The following is a 22800-nucleotide window of genomic DNA, read 5'->3' on the forward strand; positions in this document are numbered from 1 at the left end:
GAGACGAACGATCCCCCCTACATTTTGAAACAAAAGCGCGCCAATTTACTCCAAGATGTAAATTTTTGCCAGTGATTTTATTTCTTTTCTGAGCAGAAAACATGCCAACTTACATGAAGATAAAGTGAAAGTCGCTGTTTTTAAGGCTTACAGATAAAAGCCTGATGCTTAAAAAAACATCAGGCTGGAATTTTCGCTATATTGGCTTATTTTTCAGTAATTACCAAGCTTTTTCTAAGATAGTTTTTAAATCTTTGAGTGTTGCTTCTTTCGGATTGTAAATGATCGAACCATCATTTAAAGCCTTTTCTGCAACATCGTCGAGCTGAGCTTGAGTTACTTTGCCAGTCTCACTCAGTGTACGTGGTAATTTTGTTAGGCTATAGATACGATCACGCATGGCTAAAATAGTTGAAATCGCCTTATCTGCACGTAAGTGAGCAGGGGTTTGCGAGTAAATATCTGGGCCAGCAAGTGGAAGTAAAAGATCTGCGATTTTATCGGCATTCACTTCTTTGTTGTATTCCAGTACATAAGGCAAAAATAGATTCATACATAAGCCGTGGGGCAGATGTGCAACTGCACCTAAAGCGTGACCAAGAGAATGTACTAAGCCAACCATCGAGTTTGAAAATGCAATGCCTGCCATTGTAGATGCTTGAGCTAATTCTAAGCGGCCTTGTGCATCAGTTGGGTTATCCAGTACGTTAAATAAATGATTACTTACCTTTTTAACGGCTGCTGTTGCATAAGCATCAGAAATTGGATTGGCTGCAAGGCAGGTATAGGCTTCTACTGCATGTGTCATGGCATCCATTGCCGTCATCGCAGTGAGGTGCGGTGGCAAAGTTTGCGTCATACGCGGATCTAAAATAGCTGCATGTGGCATCAAGTAATAAGATGCAAACGGCATTTTGACATTTTTTTGGTTATCGGAAACCACGGCAACCATGGTCACTTCTGAGCCTGTGCCTGATGTGGTTGGAATCACAAAAAAAGGTTTTAAAGGTTTTGGCAGATTATGTGCACCCGAATATTTCAGCAGGTCATCACCACCTTCAGACACTAAAATATTAGTGGCCTTAGAAGTATCAATGACTGAACCACCACCGACAGCAATAATCGCGTCGCAATTGTTATCGCGATAAAGCTGAGCGGCTTTACGTACAGTTTCAAGGCTTGAATCGGGTGGTACATCGTCAAAAATATGCCCAATAACGGCATCTGTAGATTCAAAAGCCGCTTCAATCGGTGCCAATAGGTTGTTACTGCGTACGCCTTTGTCTGTAATAATTAAGGGACGAGTAGCACCTAAAGTTGCAAGTTCAAAAGGGATATGCTCTAGCGCAGCATGCCCAGCAATGACTTTAACTGGACAAAAAAATTCGTAATATGGTTTAGCCATGTGTTATGCGCTCCGCTTGAAATAGGATTGAGCTACCTTAAGATAGATATTTGCAGCTCCAGTTAATTTTTCTTTTAGGCTTAAATCGCTTGGATATTCTTTGACTGCCAGCTCTGCAACCAGTTTTGGCAAAATCAGCGCTTCCATTTTATTTAGGCAACGAACCAGTCGAATCGCATAAGAAATATCACCATTAGCAATCATGCGGTCATTGGCAAATGCTTGCGCAGTACTTTCTTGGAAAGAAAATACTAAAAATGCATGATTAAGATGCTTAAAGGTAATCGTTAAATCTGGCTTTGTTGCTAAATCAGGAACCAATTCTAATTGCTTATTTGCCGTCACACGTGCAATGAATGCTGGCCCATTGGGGAATACATTCATTGAGAGTGTGAAATGATCTGGAAACTGAGCGACTTCCTGTTTAACTTCTGCATCGACTTGACTCGCCATCACTAAGCCTCTGCCAATCACATCCATCATGAGTTTGACATAGGCTAGCTGCAAAGCGGGCTTGACGGATTTAGTTGCAATCACGTATTCATCCCTTTTCAAAATATTATTTATTTAGAGTAAATACTCTAATTTATTTTATGTATGAAAGCAAAGGCTTTATTTTTGTTCGACGTGAACGTCTTTAAAGTAACCGCTGTTCTGCAATGTTTCAATCATATCGACGCATAAGTTTTCAAATTTAGGGTAGTCTGCTACCAGATCTTGTATGCGGACCATTTCTAAACCTGCATAACCGCATGGATTGATGGTATGGAAGCCAAATAAATCACAGTCAATATTCAATGCTAGCCCATGATAAGAGCGACCTTTGCGGATTTTAAAGCCGAGTGAGCCAATTTTACGCTCGTCTACATATACACCGGGTGCATCTGCTTTGGCGTATGCTTCAATGCCATATTTTTTAAGCAGATCAATCATGAGGTTTTCAGCATAGCTGACCAGAGTACGTACATTCCAGCCTAAGCGATTTAAATCAAACATGAAGTAAGCCACCAATTGACCTGGGCCATGCCAAGTGACTTGTCCACCGCGATCGCTTTGTACAACGGGGATGTCACTGTGCAATAAAATATGTTCGGGTTTGCCAGCTTGGCCCTGTGTAAGGACATCATGATGTTGCAAAATCCACAATTCATCTGGTGTGTGTTCGTCACGTTGTTCGGTCAATTGTTTCATTTCCAGAAAACGCTCTTCATAAGAGGTTAACTGAGTGTAATGACGAATGATCAGTTGTGGTTTAGCCTCAATCTCCACGATTTTAAGTCCTTAAGGAATGCATGATAAAAATCTATTATAGATAAATTGGATGAGATAGGGGGCGAGAATGGACAGATTTTGTCTGTTCGTTTGGTGAGGTTTGCATAAAAAAACACGCCCGAAAGCGTGTTTTTCTTAGAGTGCTGTTTTGATCAGTGGACAAGCTGCAAGGTCTGCATAGACAGCATGTACTTGCTCAAGTTCTTCAAAACGCAGTTGTGCAGTAATTGAGTGGTATTTCCCTGTGCGTGATGGCGTAACAGTCATTTTTGCACCATCAAATTCTGGAAAATGTTTCACGAAAATTTCATTTACTGCTTGGCGTAATTCATCGCCTGCATTACCAATGAGTTTAATCGGGTAGTCCATTGGGAAGACCCAAAGATGCTCTTGTAATTCACGTGATGGAGTACGATCAGTCATGTCAGTCATAGGACACCTCAATATTAAAAATACCTGCAATGTGCAGGTATTTTGATTCATTTGCTACATGCTCTTATTATGGGGGAGCTTCCCCCATATTCAAGCCTGTATTATCCCACTGATGGGTTAGTCATTCTCAAGGAATGAACGTAAGTGTTCAGAGCGAGAAGGATGACGTAATTTACGTAATGCTTTTGCTTCAATCTGACGGATACGTTCACGTGTTACGTCAAATTGTTTACCAACTTCTTCCAAAGTGTGGTCGGTAGGCATATCAATACCAAAACGCATTTTCAAGACTTTCGCTTCACGTTCAGTCAAGTTTTCCAGTACTTCGCGTGTTGCTTCTTTTAAGCCTTCAGAGGTTGCGGCATCAATTGGAGAGGTAATGTTACCATCTTCAATGAAGTCACCAAGATGCGAATCTTCGTCATCGCCAATCGGCGTTTCCATAGAAATCGGCTCTTTGGCAATTTTCAGTACTTTACGTACTTTGACTTCGTCCATTTCTAGACGTTCGCCCAATTCTTCAGGTGTTGGTTCACGGCCCATTTCTTGAAGCAATTGACGAGATACACGGTTGATCTTGTTAATGGTTTCAATCATGTGCACAGGAATACGAATCGTACGTGCTTGATCGGCAATTGAACGGGTAATCGCCTGACGAATCCACCATGTTGCATAAGTTGAGAACTTATAACCACGGCGGTATTCAAACTTATCTACCGCTTTCATCAAGCCGATGTTACCTTCTTGAATCAAGTCGAGGAATTGTAGACCACGGTTGGTATACTTTTTCGCAATCGAGATTACAAGACGTAAGTTTGCTTCAACCATTTCTTTTTTAGCACGGCGTGCTTTCGCTTCGCCTACAGCCATACGTTTAGAAATTTCTTTAATTTCTTTAACGCTTAAATTAAGGTCTTTTTCAATGTCTGAGATTTTTTGCTGGAAAGCTAAAATATCAGGGCGTACTTTTTCTAAGTAGCCTTTCATTTCTGCAGGTGCTTTCGCAATTTGCTCATCTAACCATGCTTGGTTTGATTCTTGACCTGGGAATGAGGTACGGAATTGCGTACGATCCATACGACCACGACGTACTGCATAACGCATCACTTCACGTTCTGATGTACGAATTTGTTCGTGTGTACCGCGAATCATTTCACTAATGATATCAAATAGGCGCGGTGTAAATTTAAACATCATAAACACAGAAGCTAAATCTTCGAGTGCTTGTTTGCCTTCTTTACTGTTACGACCATGTTTTTCAACCAGTAATTTGGTATTGGTCCACGCATTTTCTAGTTCAGTAAAACGTGCTTTGGCAATTTCAGGGTCTGGGCCTGAATCACCTTCAGAGTCGTCATCACTTTCAGATTCTTCGTCTTCATCATCATCATCCAATTTTACATCTTTGGTTGATTTGTTTGATGATGCATCGTCTTCGTCTAGATCTTCAGACTCATCTTCTAAAACTTCAGGAATATCATCGTCAGTTTCAGGGTCTAGGTAACCCGATAAAATATCAGCAAGACGACGTTCACCTGCTTCATAATCTTTATATTCTTTTAAAACGACTTCAACTGCGTTTGGCCAATAAGCGATTGAATTTAAAACGTCACGAATACCTTCTTCGATACGTTTTGCAATGCTAATTTCGCCTTCGCGTGTAAGGAGTTCAACTGTACCCATTTCACGCATATACATACGTACAGGGTCAGTGGTACGGCCTGGTTCATTTTCAACTGATGCAAGTACAGCAGCGGCTTCTTCTTCAGCAACTTCATCCGTTGCGTCGCTGCCACCTTCAAACATGGCATCATCAGTTTCAGGTGCACGGTCATGTACAGGAATACCAACGTCATTCAACATTTGAATGATGTCTTCAATCTGTTCGCTTTCTGTGATTGAATCCGGGAGATGATCGTTGACCTCAGCGAAAGTTAAGTAACCTTGTTCTTTGCCTCGGCTAATCAGCGCCGCTACTTGTGAAGTAGGGGAATTCATATCGCTCATCTATGCTTACTCTTCGTTGAATCTGTGACAGTAAAAAATCGTATAGTAGACTTATACGATTCATCTCAATAAAAATTTATCAATAGCTTGCTTATTCCATCAAATATTCAGTCTTATTTGAAAGACGATTCGATGGAATATTAAAAAATTAAATTCAGTAATTTAGGTGGGGCTGAAATTGTTGTTTTCAAGTTCATCCCGTACGTATTTGGTCAGATGAAATCATCTCGATATTCATAAAACTGAAAGACGCAGGGTGGATTATATCATGCCATAACTTAGGTTAAGAAAAAAGCCTAATTTACGGCTTTAACAGCTAAAAATACAAATAAAACTTGACAAGGTTCTATAACCCATATAAATAGCGCCTAGACCCCTTTAAATTTTTTCATTATGAGGTAGTTTCAGTGTCTTCGACAGATTTTGAACTAGATGATAACTACGGTGATGATGATGTTAATTTCGATGAGGCCGGCGGAAAAATTAGCGCTAAAGAATCGCTAGAAAAACGTCGCTTGATTGATGAACTTCTTGCACAACGTCGTTTAGAGCGTGAACTCAAAGATTTTGACTATGACTTTGACGATGACGACGATTTTGGCGATGAAGACGACTAAAATCAGTTTTGGCGTAGTGTTTTTAAATGCTATGCTTACACATTAAGTTTCTATGTTTGTGGATGTAAAATGAGTGCTTTAGATTTAGACCGTTTGAGCGACTATCTAGACGGCGATCAGAATGAGTTTGGTCTGGATTTTGCTGCAACTCATGGTTTTTTGTGTGCAATTGCAGTTGGCCCGCAATTTGACAAATGGTTAGAAGAACTATTTGACAATAACCATAAAAAAGTTCCTGCAGACATTATTGCTCAGGTGAAAGCTTGGTTAGAATCACTGCGTCAAAACTTAGCCAATGAAGAAGGAATTTCATTTCCTTTTGAAGTGGAAGAAGCAGACGTAGAGTCAAGCCTAGGCGACTGGAGCGTTGGTTTTGTTGATGCAATGTTCTTAAATGAAGAAGCATGGTTCGCGCCTGAATTTGAAGAACAATTAGTTGATTTGACTTTGCCAATTATGGTGTTTAGCGGTATTGATGAAGAAGATCCTCAAATGGAAACCTTCCGCCGTAATGGTCAATTAATGGATGAGCTTGCAGAAGAGATTCCAGAGAACTTAAACGAATTGTATTTGATGTATCACACACCAAACTAATTCAAATAAGTTATAAAAAAAGCACCGAGTTTGGTGCTTTTTTTATATAAGTTTGTCGTTCAGCTTATTTTGGATTTACGTTGCTTTTGCTTTTGCTTTTGTTTTTGTAAACCTTTGACGGCATTATTTGCCATCCAGCCAAAACTCATGGCAAGAATTAAATAATGAATAAATAAGGTAAAGCCGACTGCAACACAGATGATCCAAAGTGGTAGTGCTGTGAATAAAGTGAAAATAGCAAGCGATTTAAATACTACAAGTATAATGATGATGGTGGTGATGAGACTGATTGCAATAGAGGTTGCAAGACACCCCCAGATGAGTTGTATTTTCTCTGCTGCTTCAGGCGCTCTTTGATGGTCTTGCACGAATTTATTGGCAGTTACAAAGCCTGCAGTCATGATGCAGGCAACAGATGTACCGTTAGGTAGGTTAAAGAAATAAATAATTACTGCCATGATGGCCATAGCGATTAAATAGGTTATAGCAAAATATATAATGTATTTTTTCATCAGTTTTAGGTTCGAATGTTATTGGTATAAGGCGTCACCACAGTAGGGTGTTAAGCATTTTTTTTGTGATGAATGAGTATAAGGGATTGTTTATTCATGTAGAAGTGACATTGAGCGATTTGATATATCACTCAATTGGCTGTGCATTTATTTTTGTTGTGATGCGGCTTTTTTACGTTGCTGGCGACGGTATAAAATCCATAAGATGATCATGATGGCGATCGCAATAATCACGTAGCCAACGCGACTGAAGATTTCATGCATGAGTGCTTGGTTTTCACCAAAGTAATAGCCAACACAGGCTAAAAAGGTGGTCCAAATAATGGTGCCTAAAGCGCTGTAAAGCATGAATTTCCAAAAAGGCATTCGGCTCATGCCTGCAGGAATGCTGATCAGTGAGCGTACAGCAGGGATCATGCGACCAAAAAATACAATACGATGACCATATTGCTCAAACCAAGCCAATGCTGTTTTAACATCTTCTGTTTTAATGAATAAATATTTTCCATATTTATCAACACAGCGAAAAATATGCTCGTTATTGAACTTATAGCCCACCCAGTAGAGTACAGCGGCTGCAATCAATGAACCAATACTTCCTGCAATAATGACCCCTGTGAGCAGAAGCTGGCCCTGCGATGCGGTATAACCCGCAGAAGGCATAATGATTTCTGAGGGAATGGGCGGGAAAACATTATCTAGAAACATGAGGAAGGCGATACCCAAATAACCGAGCTGTTGCATGATGGTTAATATCCATTCGGTTAAATTCATGGGCCTTCCAAAAGTAATAGGGGTAAATAAAAGGAAAATCTCATTTGAGTATGCAAGATATTCCGCATAATGTGTGTTACAAAATCATGAAATTTGTGTTTAAGGCAGATTTGGAGCATGTGTTTGCCATTTAAATAAGGGCCAATAAAAAACCCTCCTGAGGAGGGTTTTTCAAGCTGTTAGTTCAATACAACTTAGAGGCGTTTACGTTTAGCCGCTAAAATTTGTGATTGACGCATACGGAAGCCTTCTTTTTGCTTATCGGTTGTTTTGTCGATGCAGTAGACACAAGATACACCATGCTCGTAGCTAGGCAGTTCAACTTCTGCAGGAACAAGTGGCCAACCACATGCGTGACATTTAATGTTAGCGCCTTCTTCCATGCCATGTGTTACTGCGGTACGGCCGTCAAATACGAAACATTCACCTTCCCACATGCTTTCGTCAGCTGGGGTTTCTTCTAGGTATTTAAGAATACCGCCTTTGAGGTGATAAACTTCATTGAAGCCTTCTTGAAGAAGCAATGATGTTGATTTTTCACAGCGAATACCGCCTGTACAGAACATCGCAATTTTTTTATCTTTGTGTTGTTCCAACTCTTTTTTTACATAGTCTGGAAATTCACGGAAAGTTTCTGTTTGTGGGTCAATCGCGCCTTTAAACGTACCAGCTTTGTATTCATAGTCATTACGTGTATCAATTAGAATCACGTCATCACGCGCAATCAGCTCGTTCCATTCTTTCGGGTCTAAGTAATGGCCTACTAGATCACGTGGTTTTACTTCTACACCTAAAGTGACAATTTCTTTTTTGAGTTTAATTTTCATTTTACGGAAAGGTTTTTCCGTACTGTGTGACTCTTTATATTCCATAGACTTAAAGCCTTCGTCTAAAAGAAATTGATGGATGGCATCAATTGCTGCGCGGTCGCCCGCAACAGTACCGTTAATGCCTTCGTCTGCCACAATAAGAGTACCGCACAAATTGATTGAGCCGACTAAGTTCAATAGGCGTTCTTTTAACGCAGCTGCGTCTTGAACTTCTTTAAATTGATATAGCGCGGCAACAACCCAACCTGTGGTCGCTTGCTGTTCTACAGGTGCAAGCTGTTCTACAGTAGCGTTCATGGAGTACTCCAAAATAGAAAAATAAAAAAACAGGAATTTCGAAAGGCGCATATTTTAACGTGTATTGATGGAATATGCGAGTAAAACAGTACATGCAGATGACTTCTATTCATGTGCAACTGCGTGTATATTCGGGGCCTCACGTTGTGTTTTGTTTTAATAGCAACAGCAGAATTTTAGGAGTTTGTTTTGAGTAATGACCGTCGAATTGCTTCACTTACGCCATGTGCAGGGCGTTGTTCAACGGTATTTGGTGATGCAGTGTGTCGTGGCTGTCGCCGATTCAATCATGAAGTTATTCAGTGGAATACTTATAATCCAGTACAACAAACCGCTGTGTGGAAGCGCCTAGATGCACAGTTAGATCAAATTTTAGTGCCCATGCTGCCCTTTGCAGATCTTCGTCATGTTGAAGGTTTTGTTTTGTCTAAGCGTGTGCGTCTGCGTCCAGATGCGAGTAAAGGGCGTAAGTTGTACCATGCCTTAAAATTGTGTGAAAAAAACCGTCATTTTACCGATGATAGTGGACTTGGTATTCACTACAAACAAGTGCGCCCATTGTGGGAAGAATTCGAGCGTCGCGTGTTGGCACTTGCGACAGCCAGTTATGATTTTGCCTTTTTGCGAGCAGATGGCATTAGTCATCATTTACTGAAAGGATATGAAGAAGAGGACGAATAGTCCTCTTTTTATTTAATGAGGGAATATAAGCTGATCTTGGTATACAAATATGAACTACTCTGAATATTTTTTATATTGCGTGGCTGTGATTGTGATGATTGCAACGCCTGGCCCAGTCATGCTTTTGGTGGCAAGTGCTGGTTTAAAAGGTGGATATAAAAAAGCCCTACAAACGATTTTTGGCACGAATTTGGCCTCATTGGTTCTTATTGTATTTTCTGTATTGATTTTAAAAGGTGCGTTGAATATTAATGAGCAATGGCTCAATGCAATTAAGGTGCTGGGATGTATCTATATTGCTTATATTGGTCTACAGGTTTTAAAAGAAGCACGTGAAGCTCAGCCTGAGCAAAGTCAGGTGGTACTCCCAGATACGCAGGGTGGCTTTAAACAAGGCTTGCTGGTGGGTATTTCTAATCCTAAAGATATTATTTTCTTTGCATCTTTCTTTCCGCAATTTACAGGTATTACAGCGGATTTAAATTTGAGCCTGAGTATTTTAACCATCAGTTGGATTATTCTAGATTTTGCTACGTTGTCTTTAGTTTATTTAGCTTTTAATCGTTTATCGCGCTCAGCAGTCTATCCAAAATTACTGGGAATCTGTGGCGCCGTACTGGTTGTGGTGGCTTTATACGGCATTTACAGTGCTTTATTTTGAAGGCTGAGCCATCAGTAAATAGATTAATTGAAAGATCAGCGCTTTTTGTTGGTTGCAGGTTTGGGCATTAAAACCATCGACCAATATTGTGCTGATGAGTCCTTCAAGCTGAAGATAAAACAAGGCACTTATTTTCTGCTGCTGAGGAAGGCAGGCAGTTTTGCTTTGAATTAAATCACGGATCCATTGTTTATGTGCCTGAGAAATGGCAAGTATATCTGTGTCTGCAGCATTTGATTCACCCACAGCTCGAACAAATAGACAGCCTTTGAAATGATCTGCTTGAAACCAGTGGATATGCCAGTCATAAATTTTTTCTAAAGCCTCTAGACCTTCAAACTCTTGAACGGCTGTCAGTAAGCTTTGCCTAAAGCGTTCATCTCGCGCTTGCAAAACGCTGTAAACCAGCTGGTGCTTATTTTTAAAATAGGTATACAGCGTAGTTTTAGAACAGCCTGATTCATCTCGAATCAGATCGACACCAACAGCACTAAAACTTTGCTGATTAAACAGCTGTTCTGCAGCATTTAAAATTTTCTGTGCTGATTTAGACATCGCGGTTTTACCTCATCTGAAATAGCATATTTACAAATAGTACAGATCTGTACTATTTTAATTATAGCGCGCGCTGTATCTAATATCAATCAAGAGGAAATCAGCATGAATATATTCGCGGGTAAAGAGAAACTAGCACCTCGACCATCAGGGCGGGCCTTGCTGCGTGGATTTTGTGGGGGAACGCTCAGTATCTTTATTTTGTTGCTGATTGGGCAGTATTCACATCATGCATGGATCATGGCACCTTTTGGTGCGAGCTGTGTACTGTTGTACGCTGCAGCGCAGTCGCCATTGGCCCAGCCACGCAATCTTATTTTTGGTCATGTCATTTCTGCGACAATCGGTTTATTTTTTGCTTTATATCTTCCTATTAATATTTTCACAATTGCAATTGCGGTAGGCCTTGCTATTGTTGGTATGCAATATCTACGCTGTGTGCATCCGCCCGCGGGAGCGAATCCATTGGTTATTTTATTAACTGCGAGTACAACCGCTTATGATTGGAGTTTTTTGCTTTTTCCAGTGCTTTCGGGCGCGGTGAGTTTGGTATTGGTTGCTTATGCTGTAAACAATATTGGCAAAGGAGCAGTGTGGCCTGAATATGGTTTAGGCTTGATGAAAAAGTAGGAAAATAAATTTTGATCTAAAGCTGATCTTGCATATCCATAAAAAATCCCAGCAGGAGAGTTCCAACTGGGATGCATTTTAAACTGCGTATGAATTATAGATTGTGTGCTTGACGATACTGTACCAGTTCTTCAATGTTAATGAGCGTGAGCTTGTGCTCATTCGCATAATCTAAGACTTGCTTGCCTGAGGCCATACTGCCATCTGGATTTGTGACCTCACAGAGTACTCCTGCGGGCTGAAGACCTGCTAAACGGGCAAGATCAATAGAGGCTTCAGTATGACCACGGCGGCTAAGTACGCCACCATCACGTGCACGTAAAGGAAATACATGTCCTGGGCGGTTTAAATCACTTGCTACAGCACCTGTTTTAATTGCCGCATGAATGGTGGTCGTGCGGTCTTGTGCAGAAACACCTGTAGTAACCCCTTGAGCAGCTTCAATTGTGACAGTGAATGCTGTTTTGAATTGGCTAGAGTTGTTTTGCACCATAGGTGGAAGTTCAAGGTGATCTGCGAGTGCATTGGTGAGCGTAAAGCATACAATTCCAGATCCATCACGTATCATACGTGCCATGGTTTCGACATTCAGTGTTTCTGCTGCAACGATAAGGTCGGCTTCATTTTCACGGTCAAAATCATCCATGACTAAAACAGGTTTGCCTTGACGAATATCTTCCAGTGCTTGTAAAACACGTTGCTCAGATGGGGGAAGGGCTTTAAAGAAAATTTCGGGTTGAATTAAATTAGACATTGAAACGCTCGCGTAAGTTTTAAGGTACGGTTGAACATTTCAGGACATGTGAAATAGTGTGGCGTTACGGCATAGCTTGAAAATAGCAAGCTATTAAAATGTGACGTCGTCTTCTTTCATCCGGACTATACCGTCGGCTTTGGAATCTCACCAAATCTGCCATCTCATGCAATGAGATCGGCTCGTGGGCTATGGGGGATTAATATCCAACCAATTACCACCGGTGGGGAATTACACCCCGCCCTGAAGCGATGTCATTTGATTATAAGCCGATTGCGCATAAAGGCCAGCTTTTCTATATGACTAGTCAAGCTATACATATTCAAAATATGAGAAAGTCTTTTGTGAAGCTAGGTTTATAGTGCTTTATCACTGGTATTATTGGGTGTGTCGCTTTAAGCTTTAGCATTAAAATATAGCGTGCTATGCACGTTATTTACGTATGATAAAAATAAAAATGTATATGTAGCACTGAGCATTTACGGGCCCCAAGATAAAGAAGAAAAGGGTTAAAACAGAAATTATGGAAAATTTACTGAATCGGCAGAGTTTTCAGCATCATTTAGTTGCAATTGGTTTTGGCTTATTGGGCGTGAGCATCCTGTACTTAATTGCAGCCAATTGGTGGATGCTACCTCAGATTATACAACTGGCTTTACCACAAGTATTACTGTTGATTATTGCCGTACTGAGTGTGTATTTTTCTCGTGCGTCTGAAGCGGTGATACAAACATTACACGCTTTGTGTGGGTTAATGCTCGGTTTGTCTCTTGCAGTGATTGGGCAGGTGTATCAAACAGGAGCAAACAGTTATTTGTTATTTCTGTTGTGGTCTATTTTGTTGCTTCCTTGGTTGTATCGGCAGAATGCAGGGATTTTTATTTTATTGGGTTTGACTGGTTTTTTAGCACTTTACTTGGCCTCGGTGCAGTTGGGTTTTCATGATTGGCAGAGTATTGTGTTATTGCAAATTTGGTGGTGTGGCATGTGGTTGCTGGCTTATTGGCAATATCATGCTTTAGAAAAATATACTTTGCTTTGGATTGTGGTCTTATCTGTAGTGAGCATGGTTGGCTTTTTCTATGCAGACCACCTAAGTGCTGCCGTTTTATTGATCAGTGCTTTTGTGCCACTTTCTTTGCTGGCTTGGCAAAGCTACCGCAAGCAAGATACCTTGGCTGTGAGCTTGCTCAGTGCAGGCATAGGTATCAATATTTTAATGTGGGTAGCGTATGGGCTGATTGATCAATTAAATTTAGGTACCTTCGGGTTTTTAATTTTGGTCATTTTGAGTCTTGGAATTTTTTATTTAATTACACGATTTATATTGCAGGTCTTACCAAAATCTTATGTGAGTACTATTCCCTTGGGGATTGGCGCATGGTTAGCAGGCATATTTCTCTCGGCCTTTATTTTTGGCATGGTGCGCTCCGCATGGGGTGCATTGCTGTGTGGCGCTATTGCGTATGTGGTAGTAGTTTTTCAATTCAGAAAGGGAGAGCAAATCGGCCATCATTTTAAAAATCAATTACTGTATTGCTTACTGATTTTTTCACAAGTTGGCATGTATGGTGGGGTACTTGGGCTGACAAAAAATCCTGTGTGGGCAATGCTAGTAATGCCTCCATTGATTCTGGTTAGTTATGTATTATGTCTACGCGCTTGGTTGCTGTGGTTACAGTTGATTTCTTTTTATTCGATGTTATTGCTGTGTTTGAACTTCGCAGTTTATGAATGGCAGATGGGGCAGGAGCTGTTTAGTTGGCTTTGGTATGCCTTGCATTATGTTGTATATAGTTTGGTCGTGGTTGGTTTATTTGTTTTAGATCAAAAATATCAGCGTAGTTTATTGTTTTGGGGTTTAGCAATTTTATTAATTGGCCCAGCATCACTCATGATGGGGCGTGACTTGTTTGCCCCATCAGGCAGTTTAATTACTGTTGAGTGGTGGGCTAAGCTGATCTTTGTAAGTCTATGGTGGCTTGCATTTGCCTATATATATCAACACTTTTGTTCGCAACGATTTACGATTTTTCAGTGGGCGCTGTGGGGGATATTTTCCATAGTTTTATTGGCTTTAGGGTATTTTGAAATTTTTCTGTGCATGTTGATGCTGGCATGGGCGTTGGAGCGCAAAGATCGGCTGATCTATGCATGCAGTATTGTCGTACTATGTCTATTGCTTACTCATTTATATTATTTCTTAGGGCTGAGCTTTTTGGTGAAAAGTCTGAGCATTTTTATTTCTGGTCTCGCTGTATTGTTATTGGCTTATTTGGTGCGCCGTAATCAGTTGCCAAATACTCAGCAGGAGCAGATATGAAAAAAATAATTCCGATCTTGTTGACCATCTTAAGTCTGATTTTATTTGAAACCTTAATTGCAAAGAATGAGCAACATTTAGCAACAGGTCAAAGCATTTATGTTTCTTTGGCACCAGCTGACCCGCGTGCATTGCTTCAAGGGGATTATATGGCGCTCCGTTATAACTTAAATTTTGTGGGTGCTATAGTGCAAGCCCCCTGGGGTGCATTGCCTTTGGCTTATGTGCTGGTTGACTCACAAGGGCGTGTTTTAAAAACCAGCTTTAAACAAGATATATTGCTGGGGCAGGGCCGTGTTTATCCTTTACAGCTCAAAATGGGGCATGGTGAGCGCCCATTTCCAGCATCAGACAGCTACTTTTTTGCAGAGGGTTTAGCAGGTTGTTATGAACAAGCACGGTTCGCCTTATTTAAAGTGTCGGCTGAGGGTAAACCATTACTGGCGGATTTGGTGAATGAGCAATTGCAACCACTGCATTGTGAAGCACAACAAAAATGGCAAGAGGGTACTGAAAAACCAGTGAGTTAAATAAAATTAATGGTTTTTTTTGAGTCGTTGTGAGCAAGCGTGATGCAATTAATTATGAGTGTTTAGGTATAAAAAAACCCGCAGTTTACGGGTTTTTTAAAATCTTGGACTTTTAAGCCACTTGAACTGGAATACAGTTAGCTGTGTGGTTTACAGTATTGTTTGGGTTTGCATATACCAAACGAGGTTTATGAGCATTTGCTTCAGCTTCAGTGAAATCACCAAATGTTGCAATAATCATTAGGTCGCCAACGTCAGCTTGAAGTGCTGCACCACCATTGACAGAAATGATGCCTGAACCTTCTTCGCCACGAATTGCATACGTTGTAAAACGCTTACCATTAGTCACGTTCCACATGTGAATTTCTTCATATTCGCGGATACCGGCTAAATCCAAAAGAATGCCATCGATCGCACAAGAACCTTCATAATGTAATTCTGCTTGTGTTACGACACAACGGTGGATTTTTGCTTTTAATAAACGAGATAGCATGGCTAGCGTCTCCTTAGTGGACCTAAGATTTTGATCTTATGGTTAAATCAGTTTTCTACTTACAGATTACGTTCAGCAAGCAAGCGCATTTTGCTCTGAAATGAGCAACATGGCAAGAAACATTGTTCAACAATTTATGGATTGATCAGTTCTATTTGTAAGCATTGATTTGGTTCATGGCTTGTTGTATGTCTCCGTTTATCAGTAGTTTGCTACGTGATAAAGCATGAGCAATAGCATCATCCATTAAACCTTGTTCACTGCTAGGGGCTTTACCCAATACATGTCCAGATACACGGTCTTTAGAACCTGGGTGACCAATACCAATGCGTAAGCGATGGAAATTAGGACCTGTATGCGGAACGATATCACGTAAACCATTATGACCACCGTGACCACCACCTGTTTTAAGGCGAATGACACCTGGGTTCATGTCCAGTTCATCGTGTGCAATGAGCATTGCTTCAGGAGCAATTTGATAGAATTTTGCGAAGGGAACAACACTTTTACCAGAAAGGTTCATAAAGGTTGTAGGTAATAACAGACGAACGTCCTGACCTTCAATATTACCGCGACCACTAATTCCGTGAAATTTTGGGTCTGCTTTGAGCGAGATACCATAAGCTTCGGCTAAACGTTCTACGAACCAAAAGCCAGCATTATGGCGGGTTTGGGCATACTCAGAACCTGGGTTACCCAAACCTACAATCAGTGAAATATTTGACACTAATTTACACCATTAACACTTATGCGCGTTTGAAGTCAGCGTGCATAGGAGTGTTTTTAGACGGGTGACGTTGTAAAGCTTGGATTTTAACGCTTTCAACTTTACCGTCGATGTTGATTTCTACAGTTTCTTCAAAGAAAGCTTTGTTTTCTAAAGCTTTAACAAGCTCACGAAGCTCTAAAGTTACTGCTACAGGAGCTGCTTCGCCACCGTAGATGATTGCTGGAACTTTAGCTTGAAGACGAAGGCGGCGGCTCGAACCTTTCCCTTGTACTGCTTCTTCACGTGCTACTGCATTTAATACGAAGTTTGCCATGATAGACATCCTTAATTTAAGTTTAATTGACTAGACCTTCGACCAGTCTAGTGAGTAAAAGCCCCGCCAAAAGGCAGGGCTTAGGAATTCAGCGCTATATTATAGATAAGAATCAAACATTGCGCTAATAGATTCTTCGTTGTTAATACGACGAATCGTTTCAGCAACCATACTTGCTACTGAAACTTGACGAATCTTGCCAAGAGCTAAAGCTTCTTCTGAAAGAGGAATTGTGTCAGTAACAACAAGTTCATCAATAACAGAGTTCTTTAAGTTCTCAATTGCTTTACCAGACAATACTGGGTGAGTTGCGTATGCAACAACTTTACGCGCACCAAAAGTTTTTAATGCGTCAGCTGCTTTACACAAAGTACCCGCTGTATCTACCATGTCATCAACAATGACACAGTCACGGCCTTTTACATCACCAATCAAATGCATCACTTGTGATTCATTTGCTTTTTGGCGACGTTTATCGATGATTGCAAGATCGATATCACCCATTTGTTTAGCAACAGCACGCGCACGTACTACACCACCAACGTCAGGAGATACAACCATAAGGTTGTCATGTGACTGTTGACGAAGATCAGCTAAAAGAGCAGGTGTACCGTAGATGTTGTCTACAGGAATATCGAAGAAACCTTGGATTTGGTCTGCGTGAAGATCGATCATCACAACACGGTCAATACCTACAGTAGTGAGCATATCTGCTACAACTTTAGCAGTAATAGGCACACGGCTTGAACGAGGACGACGGTCTTGACGAGCATAACCAAAGTAAGGGATTACAGCAGTGATACGGCCAGCGCTCGCACGGCGTAAAGCGTCTGCCATAACCAAGACTTCCATAAGGTTGTCATTTGTTGGGGCACACGTAGGCTGTACGATAAATACGTCTTTACCACGAACATTCTCAGTGATTTCTACAGCAATTTCACCATCAGAAAAGGTAGAAACGGCAGCAGCACCTAGAGGAATATGTAAATGGCTTACGACTTTTTGAGCGAATTGTGGATGCGCAGTTCCACTAAAAACGACAAGATTGGGCATGAAGCACCCTTGGCGGTTGATATATAGGGAAAATAGATGGCAGGGGTAGCTGGATTCGAACCAACGGATGCCGAGATCAAAACCCGGTGCCTTACCACTTGGCGATACCCCTAATGCGGCAGAACTTTAATATTTTTACAGCTTTTTGTCAAGATTATTTAACATCGAAGCTACAAAAGAATGTTCTGTCTTTTTTGAGAAAATGGCAGGGGTAGCTGGATTCGAACCAACGGATGCCGAGATCAAAACCCGGTGCCTTACCACTTGGCGATACCCCTAATTTGATGACTGTAAGATGGCAGGGGTAGCTGGATTCGAACCAACGGATGCCGAGATCAAAACCCGGTGCCTTACCACTTGGCGATACCCCTAATACAGTACATCTACAGGTGAATTAAATGGCAGGGGTAGCTGGATTCGAACCAACGGATGCCGAGATCAAAACCCGGTGCCTTACCACTTGGCGATACCCCTAACACACCTTGAATTTGCGTAATGGCGATTCTTGTAAACTATTGACCAAGTAAGCTTTACATGGTGAATTTTCAAGAATGTCATTTACATTCAAATTTTCGGTTAACTCAATAAACACACAAGCACCTGTACCTGTAAGTTTTGCAGTACCGAACTGATCTAAGTATTGCATTGCTTCATCTACTTCTGGATATAAACTTCTTGCCAGTGGCTCAAAGTTATTGCCGAAACTCGATGGCGTTAACTGATAGGCGCAAAATTTAGAGGGCTTTGAGTTTCTTGTCAACGTTTTTTGTGAAAAAAGTAGTTGAGTGCTGATAAAACAGTCAGGTTTGAGCACAATGAACTTTTTTTGAGCTAAATCTATGAATGTTAAGTGTTCACCGATGCCTTCAGCCCATGCATTTTGACCGTGTACAAAGATTGGAACGTCTGCACCCAATTGAACGCCGAGTGCTGCGAGTTGTTCAATTGTTAGCCCGCACTGCCAGAGTTGATTCAAAATAAGCAGTGTAGTGGCCGCATTAGATGACCCACCGCCCAGACCTGCACCCATTGGAATATGCTTTTCGATGCTTATTTTTAAGCCAGTCGGTGTTTTTGCATACGGTTTTAGGATTTGTGCGGCTTTGTAAATCAAGTTTTGTTCTAATTCAACCGAACCAATGCCATCAATTTCGATGTTCTCTGAATTTGTTTGTTTAAAATCTATCCAGTCGTATAAATCGATTAGCTGAAAAATGCTCTGCAATTCGTGGTAACCATTTTCACGGCGCCCCGTAATGTGCAAAAACAAATTTAATTTGGCTGGGGACGGAACTCGAATTACATTCACGATCGTTTTTTCCTAAAGCTTTGTGCTTATAAATGCATCATATATAGGCTGGCATTATAGTCGAATATTGTTTTGTGTTGATTGCAATTTGAAATTGTGAGGGATGTGCTTAGTTTGAAAAAAAATAAGTGATGGAATTTTGCTCGAAAGAAATGGGCATGAGTTGTTTAGTACTTTGCTTGTTTGTGCTTGTTTTAGGTTGAGCAAATTAAAAAAAGCTCATGATGTATTCATTTGCTGTTTTATTATCAAAATAAAAGATTAGCCACTGGTTATAGCCAAGCACTTGTTGATTGGGCTTGGCTATACCTTAACTCTGGTGTTTAACGATTTTGAATTACCATGGTAATGCGGTTTTCTTTACCCGATTCGAGGGCTTGTTTCAAAATCAATTTATTTGGCAAGGTTGCATGTTCTGCATAGCTTAAGTCAACATTCCAGTCATCTTCAATAATTTGAGTTATGCGTTGCTGTTCATCTTTGTTTAGTTGGGCAGATGCTGTCGCGGGTTTTGCTTGTACCCATTTGATTAAATGTGTAATAGGTGCATGCCATCCTGTTGCGCGTTCGAGTAGCTCTTCGGGGCTATCTGCGTGGATTTCACCAGTTTTAGCACTGTTAAGCGTTACTTGGCCTGTGTGGCCTGTAATTTGCGTTTTACCCACGCCTAAGATGCCACTTAGCTCGATATCAAATTTATCTTGTTGCTGTTGCCACGTAAAAAATGCACTACCAGATTGTTGTGGTGTACGTACACCAATTTTTCCTTGTAGGGCAAACTGATCTTTAGCTACGTTTTGCGTTTGGGTTTCTTCAGGCGCGGTTGGTTGGATAGCTTGTGGGGGAAGCTGTGGTTTACTAAATTGTTGGCAACCTGTCAAAGCCAAAGTACTGCATGCAAAAAAGGGAAGGGTGTATTTGGACAGTTGGCGCATCATGCGGGTTTAACTCTTTTTAATATATTGAGGTAACAATAGCGAATTTAATTGATCTAATTGCGGATCATTTGGGTATTTTTGTTGCAGTTGCTGTAACACTTGGTTGAATTTATTCATATCACCTTGCATAAAAATAGCACGAGCATAGCGTGTGCCAATATTGACGCTATGGCTTAAGTTGTAAGCTTTTTCGAGCACTTGTGCAGAGGTGATAAAGTCATTTTGTAAAAAGCAAATATAGCCCAATGTATCTAAAATAGATGCTTGTTCTGGTGCATATTCCAGCGCATGTTCGACATAACTACGCGCTTCATCTAAGCGTCTATTTTGCATTGCCAAGGTGTAGGCATAAGCATTGAGATAGGTTGGGCTATTGGGTTCTAATTTGAGTAGTTTTTTGAGTAAGTTGTCGAGTTTTTCCCGATCTTGAAAAGGATCAAGCATCAGCACTTCGGCATAAATCAGCTCTGGATCATCAGGCAAGTTTTTAACGGCTTCATCTAATAAGCGCACAGCTGCTTTTTTATTGTTCATTCGCTTTAAAATATCAGCCTGAGCAAGATATAAAAAGCTGGCATGCTGGGGGTAGTTCACACGCTCTTGGGTTAAAAATCGTAGTGCATCGTTAAGTTTGTCTTGTTCAGCAAATATATGAATCATATTGCGACGTGAAACCGTATATAAACTGCCGTCTACTAAGCGATAGTAGGCTTTAGCAGTTTCAAAGTGTTGTTTTCGCTCAGCATTGACTGCAAGATAATAGTAGGCTTCATTTTGATATTGTGCTGAATAACGTAGTTCGACCAAATATTTTTCGGCCTGTTCATAATGCTCTAAATCAATACTGGTTAAGCCTGCAATAAAAAGTGCCTCATCGGTTTTTGGCCATTTCTTGAGTAAATCTTCTAGTTTGCTCAGGGCTAATTCTGATCGATTGATATTGATTAAATACTTTGCTTCCGCAAGGCGAATATCGATATTGTTGCGATGCTTATGACTGGCTTTAGCATACCAATTGACGGTGTCATCCACATTGCCTAAAGCATTTAAAATATTGGCTTTTAATAAAATATAACTGGTGACTTTAGGGCGCTTATTGAGTGCAAGATTAATAGTGCTGAGGGCATTCTCTAGCTGGTTGTTTTGAGCTTCTAAGCCTGCAATAAGTACCAAAATAGATGGGTTGGAACTCTCTTTGCTTGCCCTTAATGCGCGAATTAAAAAGTCACGATCTTCCTCAGACTCAGGAGAAATTCCAGTTAAAATTTGAGCTAAATCAGCATTTGGATCAATATTTAATATCTTATTTAAGGTATCTGCAGCCAAATCATATTCATGTGTTTTGAGGGCAATATGCGCCAAGTAGAACATGGCTGGCACATCTTCAGGTTCTTGTACCACCCAAAATGTTGCGATGTCTAAAGCCGCACGTAGATCATTTTGTTCAATTGCAATATTTAATGCGCGTTGTTTAACCGTTGTTGAATTGCTTTTTATGGCCAAAACAGTGTAATTATGAACTGCGGTAGGAATATCGTCATAAGCCAGTGCAAACTCAGCAATCATGCTTTGCTTGAGTGCATCATAATTTGAATTTGCATGGTAAAATTCTCCAGATGCTCGAATTTGAGCACTAGAAGCCATGCTACCAAGTAACAAGAATGTGGTAGAATACTGCTTTATTGTCACGCCACTAATTCGGCTATTTGTTTGACGCAATTTTTCTTGATCCAAGTAATGCTTTTTATGACACCGATGTTGCACAATAGCATAAATTTAGCGAAATGATGACCTGATATGTCTTTCTTTGCATTAGGTGTCAATCATCAAACCGCCTCTGTAGAGCTACGCGAACAGATTGCATTTAACCCAGAAAAGTTAAGTGCTTTACTCGCGGAGCAGAGTCAGTGTGCCGATTTAAACGACATGGTTGTGGTCTCGACTTGTAATCGGACTGAAGTCTATGCGATGTCTGAAAATGCAGACATGGTGATGAATTGGCTCGCACAATCAAATGGTTTAGATGTTCGGCAGTTAAGCAATCATGTTTATCGCTATGAAAATGCCAATGCGGTAACACATCTGATGCGTGTGGCAAGTGGTCTTGATTCATTGATGTTGGGCGAGCCACAAATTTTGGGTCAAGTCAAAACAGCATTGTCTTTGGCCAAAGATGCTTCTACCGTTTCACCAAATTTAAACCGTATCTTTGAATATGCCTTTTATGCAGCCAAGCGTGTACGCTCGGAAACTGCTGTAGGTAGTCATGCTGTATCAATGGGATATGCTGTAGCGCAACTGGCGTTGCAGGTGTTTAGTAAGCCTGAACAGCTGACCGTCATGGTGGTGGCTGCTGGCGAAATGAATAGCTTAGTGGCAAAGCATTTGGCTGAAATGGGTGTGGGTAAAATCATTATCTGTAACCGTACTCGCAGTCGTGCCGAAGCATTAGCACAAGAAATCGCACATCGTGTTGATGTAGAAATTATCGAATTTTCTCAGTTAGCAGAAAATCTGCACCGTGCAGATGTGATTTCGAGCTGTACGGGGAGTTTGCATCAGGTCATTCATTTTGCAGATGTAAAAGCAGCACTCAAAAAGCGCCGTTATAAGCAGATGTTATTGGTTGATTTAGCTGTACCACGTGATATTGAACCTAAAGTTGAAACACTAGATGGCGTGTATTTGTACGGTGTAGATGACTTACAGTCTGTAATCGATGAAAACCTTGCACAGCGTCGCCAAGCTGCAGTAGAAGCAGAGGTGATGGTCAATCAATTGGCCACAGAATTAATTACACAGCAAAAAGTAAATCTTGCGGGTGAGACAATTCATGCTTATCGTCAGCAGGGGCAAGAGTTGGGTCAAGCAGAGCTGAGCTTGGCATTGGCACGTTTGCAAAAAGGTGAAGATGCGAGCAAGGTGGTAGAAGAGCTAACGCATCGACTTACTCAAAAGCTACTCCATCCGACATCTGTATTATTGCGTCATGCAGCAGCATCAGAAGATCCAGCATATTTTGAAATGCTTCAGCAAGATTTAATTGAAACAGCAGAAAAGCGTCGTAAACCTAAAAAGTAAATACATGAA

The 22800-nt window shown here is 40.8% G+C and carries 25 protein-coding genes, 4 tRNA genes and 1 riboswitch; of the genes, 8 read left to right on the forward strand and 21 right to left on the reverse strand.

Annotated elements, in window-relative coordinates; all coding sequences use genetic code 11:
* Positions 1 to 220 precede the first annotated feature (220 nt).
* The 5 genes from DYI81_RS01180 to rpoD all read right to left on the reverse strand — a co-directional run bounded on the left by DYI81_RS01180 (position 221) and on the right by rpoD (position 5116).
* Entirely contained in the window at positions 221 to 1405 is a 1185-nt protein-coding gene (locus DYI81_RS01180) for an iron-containing alcohol dehydrogenase (protein WP_117006482.1), read from the reverse strand.
* Between the two features lie 3 nt (positions 1406 to 1408).
* A complete protein-coding gene (locus DYI81_RS01185) occupies positions 1409 to 1942 on the reverse strand; it encodes a hypothetical protein (protein ID WP_106984501.1) in 534 nt (177 codons plus the stop codon).
* A 75-nt stretch (positions 1943 to 2017) separates the two neighbouring features.
* On the reverse strand, positions 2018 to 2674 hold the full coding sequence (lipB, locus tag DYI81_RS01190; protein ID WP_117006483.1) for a lipoyl(octanoyl) transferase LipB: 657 nt from the start codon (positions 2672 to 2674) through the stop codon (positions 2018 to 2020).
* A gap of 138 nt (positions 2675 to 2812) precedes the next feature.
* Positions 2813 to 3100, reverse strand: a complete 288-nt coding sequence (locus tag DYI81_RS01195; protein WP_106984557.1) for a DUF493 domain-containing protein — start codon at positions 3098 to 3100, stop codon at positions 2813 to 2815.
* Positions 3101 to 3226: 126 nt separating this feature from the next.
* Positions 3227 to 5116 (reverse strand): RNA polymerase sigma factor RpoD, encoded by a 1890-nt coding sequence (gene rpoD / locus DYI81_RS01200; protein WP_106984503.1) that lies wholly within the window; start codon positions 5114 to 5116, stop codon positions 3227 to 3229.
* A 407-nt stretch (positions 5117 to 5523) separates the two neighbouring features.
* On the opposite strand from rpoD, the gene DYI81_RS01205 reads away from it, so the two are divergent.
* Both DYI81_RS01205 and DYI81_RS01210 read left to right on the forward strand, forming a co-directional pair.
* A complete protein-coding gene (locus DYI81_RS01205) occupies positions 5524 to 5733 on the forward strand; it encodes a hypothetical protein (protein WP_106984504.1) in 210 nt (69 codons plus the stop codon).
* 69 nt (positions 5734 to 5802) lie between these two features.
* Complete coding sequence (locus tag DYI81_RS01210) at positions 5803 to 6327, forward strand: YecA family protein (RefSeq protein ID WP_106984505.1); 525 nt, start codon at positions 5803 to 5805, stop codon at positions 6325 to 6327.
* Positions 6328 to 6386: 59 nt separating this feature from the next.
* Here the strand turns inward: DYI81_RS01210 and DYI81_RS01215 are convergent, their stop codons facing one another.
* From DYI81_RS01215 to DYI81_RS01225, 3 genes are all read right to left on the reverse strand, one after another.
* Positions 6387 to 6839: an ABZJ_00895 family protein gene (locus tag DYI81_RS01215; RefSeq protein WP_205669733.1), complete on the reverse strand. Its 453-nt coding sequence runs from the start codon at positions 6837 to 6839 to the stop codon at positions 6387 to 6389.
* A gap of 147 nt (positions 6840 to 6986) precedes the next feature.
* Complete coding sequence (locus tag DYI81_RS01220; protein ID WP_106984507.1) at positions 6987 to 7613, reverse strand: DedA family protein; 627 nt, start codon at positions 7611 to 7613, stop codon at positions 6987 to 6989.
* A gap of 194 nt (positions 7614 to 7807) precedes the next feature.
* Positions 7808 to 8740, reverse strand: a complete 933-nt coding sequence (locus tag DYI81_RS01225) for a rhodanese-related sulfurtransferase (RefSeq protein ID WP_117006485.1) — start codon at positions 8738 to 8740, stop codon at positions 7808 to 7810.
* Between the two features lie 189 nt (positions 8741 to 8929).
* Here DYI81_RS01225 and DYI81_RS01230 point away from each other — a divergent pair, with 189 nt between their 5' ends.
* Together DYI81_RS01230 and DYI81_RS01235 are read left to right on the forward strand one after the other, a co-directional pair.
* Entirely contained in the window at positions 8930 to 9421 is a 492-nt protein-coding gene (locus DYI81_RS01230; protein WP_106984509.1) for a DUF1289 domain-containing protein, read from the forward strand.
* Positions 9422 to 9470: 49 nt separating this feature from the next.
* Entirely contained in the window at positions 9471 to 10082 is a 612-nt protein-coding gene (locus DYI81_RS01235) for a LysE family translocator (protein ID WP_117006486.1), read from the forward strand.
* Here the strand turns inward: DYI81_RS01235 and DYI81_RS01240 are convergent.
* A complete protein-coding gene (locus tag DYI81_RS01240; RefSeq protein WP_117006487.1) occupies positions 10074 to 10637 on the reverse strand; it encodes a TetR/AcrR family transcriptional regulator in 564 nt (187 codons plus the stop codon). The genes DYI81_RS01235 and DYI81_RS01240 overlap by 9 nt on opposite strands.
* A 105-nt stretch (positions 10638 to 10742) precedes the next feature.
* Between DYI81_RS01240 and DYI81_RS01245 the strand changes: the two genes are divergently transcribed.
* Positions 10743 to 11267 carry an HPP family protein gene (locus tag DYI81_RS01245; protein WP_117006488.1) on the forward strand — a complete coding sequence of 175 codons (525 nt, stop codon included), beginning with the start codon at positions 10743 to 10745 and terminating at the stop codon, positions 11265 to 11267.
* Between the two features lie 94 nt (positions 11268 to 11361).
* Here the strand turns inward: DYI81_RS01245 and ribB are convergent, their stop codons facing one another.
* A complete protein-coding gene (ribB, locus tag DYI81_RS01250; protein WP_106984513.1) occupies positions 11362 to 12021 on the reverse strand; it encodes a 3,4-dihydroxy-2-butanone-4-phosphate synthase in 660 nt (219 codons plus the stop codon).
* A gap of 104 nt (positions 12022 to 12125) precedes the next feature.
* A riboswitch (FMN riboswitch) is annotated at positions 12126 to 12275 on the reverse strand.
* Between the two features lie 269 nt (positions 12276 to 12544).
* On the opposite strand from ribB, the gene DYI81_RS01255 reads away from it, so the two are divergent.
* Entirely contained in the window at positions 12545 to 14344 is a 1800-nt protein-coding gene (locus DYI81_RS01255; protein ID WP_117006489.1) for a DUF2157 domain-containing protein, read from the forward strand.
* Entirely contained in the window at positions 14341 to 14874 is a 534-nt protein-coding gene (locus DYI81_RS01260) for a GDYXXLXY domain-containing protein (RefSeq protein WP_117006490.1), read from the forward strand. Before DYI81_RS01255 ends, DYI81_RS01260 begins: the two co-directional genes overlap by 4 nt.
* A 112-nt stretch (positions 14875 to 14986) precedes the next feature.
* On the opposite strand, the gene panD is transcribed toward DYI81_RS01260, so the two are convergent.
* From panD to DYI81_RS01315, 11 genes are all read right to left on the reverse strand, one after another.
* Positions 14987 to 15367 (reverse strand): aspartate 1-decarboxylase, encoded by a 381-nt coding sequence (gene panD / locus DYI81_RS01265; protein ID WP_067668515.1) that lies wholly within the window; start codon positions 15365 to 15367, stop codon positions 14987 to 14989.
* 151 nt (positions 15368 to 15518) lie between these two features.
* Entirely contained in the window at positions 15519 to 16094 is a 576-nt protein-coding gene (gene pth / locus DYI81_RS01270) for an aminoacyl-tRNA hydrolase (RefSeq protein ID WP_106984516.1), read from the reverse strand.
* Between the two features lie 19 nt (positions 16095 to 16113).
* Positions 16114 to 16410 (reverse strand): 50S ribosomal protein L25, encoded by a 297-nt coding sequence (gene rplY, locus DYI81_RS01275; RefSeq protein WP_106984517.1) that lies wholly within the window; start codon positions 16408 to 16410, stop codon positions 16114 to 16116.
* 99 nt (positions 16411 to 16509) lie between these two features.
* A complete protein-coding gene (locus tag DYI81_RS01280) occupies positions 16510 to 17463 on the reverse strand; it encodes a ribose-phosphate pyrophosphokinase (protein ID WP_106984518.1) in 954 nt (317 codons plus the stop codon).
* 37 nt (positions 17464 to 17500) lie between these two features.
* A tRNA-Gln gene (locus DYI81_RS01285) sits at positions 17501 to 17575 on the reverse strand.
* 91 nt (positions 17576 to 17666) lie between these two features.
* A tRNA-Gln gene (locus DYI81_RS01290) sits at positions 17667 to 17741 on the reverse strand.
* Positions 17742 to 17759: 18 nt separating this feature from the next.
* Positions 17760 to 17834: transfer RNA gene (locus tag DYI81_RS01295), tRNA-Gln, on the reverse strand.
* A gap of 28 nt (positions 17835 to 17862) precedes the next feature.
* Positions 17863 to 17937: transfer RNA gene (locus tag DYI81_RS01300), tRNA-Gln, on the reverse strand.
* Complete coding sequence (gene ispE / locus DYI81_RS01305; protein WP_106984519.1) at positions 17936 to 18772, reverse strand: 4-(cytidine 5'-diphospho)-2-C-methyl-D-erythritol kinase; 837 nt, start codon at positions 18770 to 18772, stop codon at positions 17936 to 17938. Before ispE ends, DYI81_RS01300 begins: the two co-directional genes overlap by 2 nt.
* A gap of 323 nt (positions 18773 to 19095) precedes the next feature.
* Positions 19096 to 19707, reverse strand: coding sequence for a lipoprotein insertase outer membrane protein LolB (gene lolB / locus DYI81_RS01310; RefSeq protein WP_106984558.1), 612 nt, complete (start codon positions 19705 to 19707; stop codon positions 19096 to 19098).
* A gap of 9 nt (positions 19708 to 19716) precedes the next feature.
* Positions 19717 to 21429: a tetratricopeptide repeat protein gene (locus DYI81_RS01315; protein ID WP_117006524.1), complete on the reverse strand. Its 1713-nt coding sequence runs from the start codon at positions 21427 to 21429 to the stop codon at positions 19717 to 19719.
* A 78-nt stretch (positions 21430 to 21507) separates the two neighbouring features.
* On the opposite strand from DYI81_RS01315, the gene hemA reads away from it, so the two are divergent.
* On the forward strand, positions 21508 to 22791 hold the full coding sequence (hemA, locus tag DYI81_RS01320) for a glutamyl-tRNA reductase (protein ID WP_106984520.1): 1284 nt from the start codon (positions 21508 to 21510) through the stop codon (positions 22789 to 22791).
* Positions 22792 to 22800: the final 9 nt, after the last annotated feature.

Origin of the sequence: Acinetobacter sp. SWAC5, assembly GCF_003419885.1 — a bacterium.
Classification (GTDB): domain Bacteria; phylum Pseudomonadota; class Gammaproteobacteria; order Pseudomonadales; family Moraxellaceae; genus Acinetobacter; species Acinetobacter cumulans.

What these genes read in the sequence shown, in the direction of transcription:
- rpoD (WP_106984503.1), bottom strand. Translation starts at nt 5,116, where the DNA reads ATGAGCGATATGAATTCCCCTACTTCACAAGTAGCGGCGCTGATTAGC.
- lolB (WP_106984558.1), bottom strand. Translation starts at nt 19,707, where the DNA reads ATGCGCCAACTGTCCAAATACACCCTTCCCTTTTTTGCATGCAGTACT.
- DYI81_RS01260 (WP_117006490.1), top strand. Translation starts at nt 14,341, where the DNA reads ATGAAAAAAATAATTCCGATCTTGTTGACCATCTTAAGTCTGATTTTA.
- DYI81_RS01235 (WP_117006486.1), top strand. Translation starts at nt 9,471, where the DNA reads ATGAACTACTCTGAATATTTTTTATATTGCGTGGCTGTGATTGTGATG.
- DYI81_RS01220 (WP_106984507.1), bottom strand. Translation starts at nt 7,613, where the DNA reads ATGAATTTAACCGAATGGATATTAACCATCATGCAACAGCTCGGTTAT.
- panD (WP_067668515.1), bottom strand. Translation starts at nt 15,367, where the DNA reads ATGCTATCTCGTTTATTAAAAGCAAAAATCCACCGTTGTGTCGTAACA.
- hemA (WP_106984520.1), top strand. Translation starts at nt 21,508, where the DNA reads ATGTCTTTCTTTGCATTAGGTGTCAATCATCAAACCGCCTCTGTAGAG.
- DYI81_RS01245 (WP_117006488.1), top strand. Translation starts at nt 10,743, where the DNA reads ATGAATATATTCGCGGGTAAAGAGAAACTAGCACCTCGACCATCAGGG.
- DYI81_RS01280 (WP_106984518.1), bottom strand. Translation starts at nt 17,463, where the DNA reads ATGCCCAATCTTGTCGTTTTTAGTGGAACTGCGCATCCACAATTCGCT.
- DYI81_RS01195 (WP_106984557.1), bottom strand. Translation starts at nt 3,100, where the DNA reads ATGACTGATCGTACTCCATCACGTGAATTACAAGAGCATCTTTGGGTC.
- ribB (WP_106984513.1), bottom strand. Translation starts at nt 12,021, where the DNA reads ATGTCTAATTTAATTCAACCCGAAATTTTCTTTAAAGCCCTTCCCCCA.
- rplY (WP_106984517.1), bottom strand. Translation starts at nt 16,410, where the DNA reads ATGGCAAACTTCGTATTAAATGCAGTAGCACGTGAAGAAGCAGTACAA.
- DYI81_RS01210 (WP_106984505.1), top strand. Translation starts at nt 5,803, where the DNA reads ATGAGTGCTTTAGATTTAGACCGTTTGAGCGACTATCTAGACGGCGAT.
- DYI81_RS01225 (WP_117006485.1), bottom strand. Translation starts at nt 8,740, where the DNA reads ATGAACGCTACTGTAGAACAGCTTGCACCTGTAGAACAGCAAGCGACC.
- DYI81_RS01180 (WP_117006482.1), bottom strand. Translation starts at nt 1,405, where the DNA reads ATGGCTAAACCATATTACGAATTTTTTTGTCCAGTTAAAGTCATTGCT.
- DYI81_RS01240 (WP_117006487.1), bottom strand. Translation starts at nt 10,637, where the DNA reads ATGTCTAAATCAGCACAGAAAATTTTAAATGCTGCAGAACAGCTGTTT.
- DYI81_RS01215 (WP_205669733.1), bottom strand. Translation starts at nt 6,839, where the DNA reads ATGAAAAAATACATTATATATTTTGCTATAACCTATTTAATCGCTATG.
- DYI81_RS01255 (WP_117006489.1), top strand. Translation starts at nt 12,545, where the DNA reads ATGGAAAATTTACTGAATCGGCAGAGTTTTCAGCATCATTTAGTTGCA.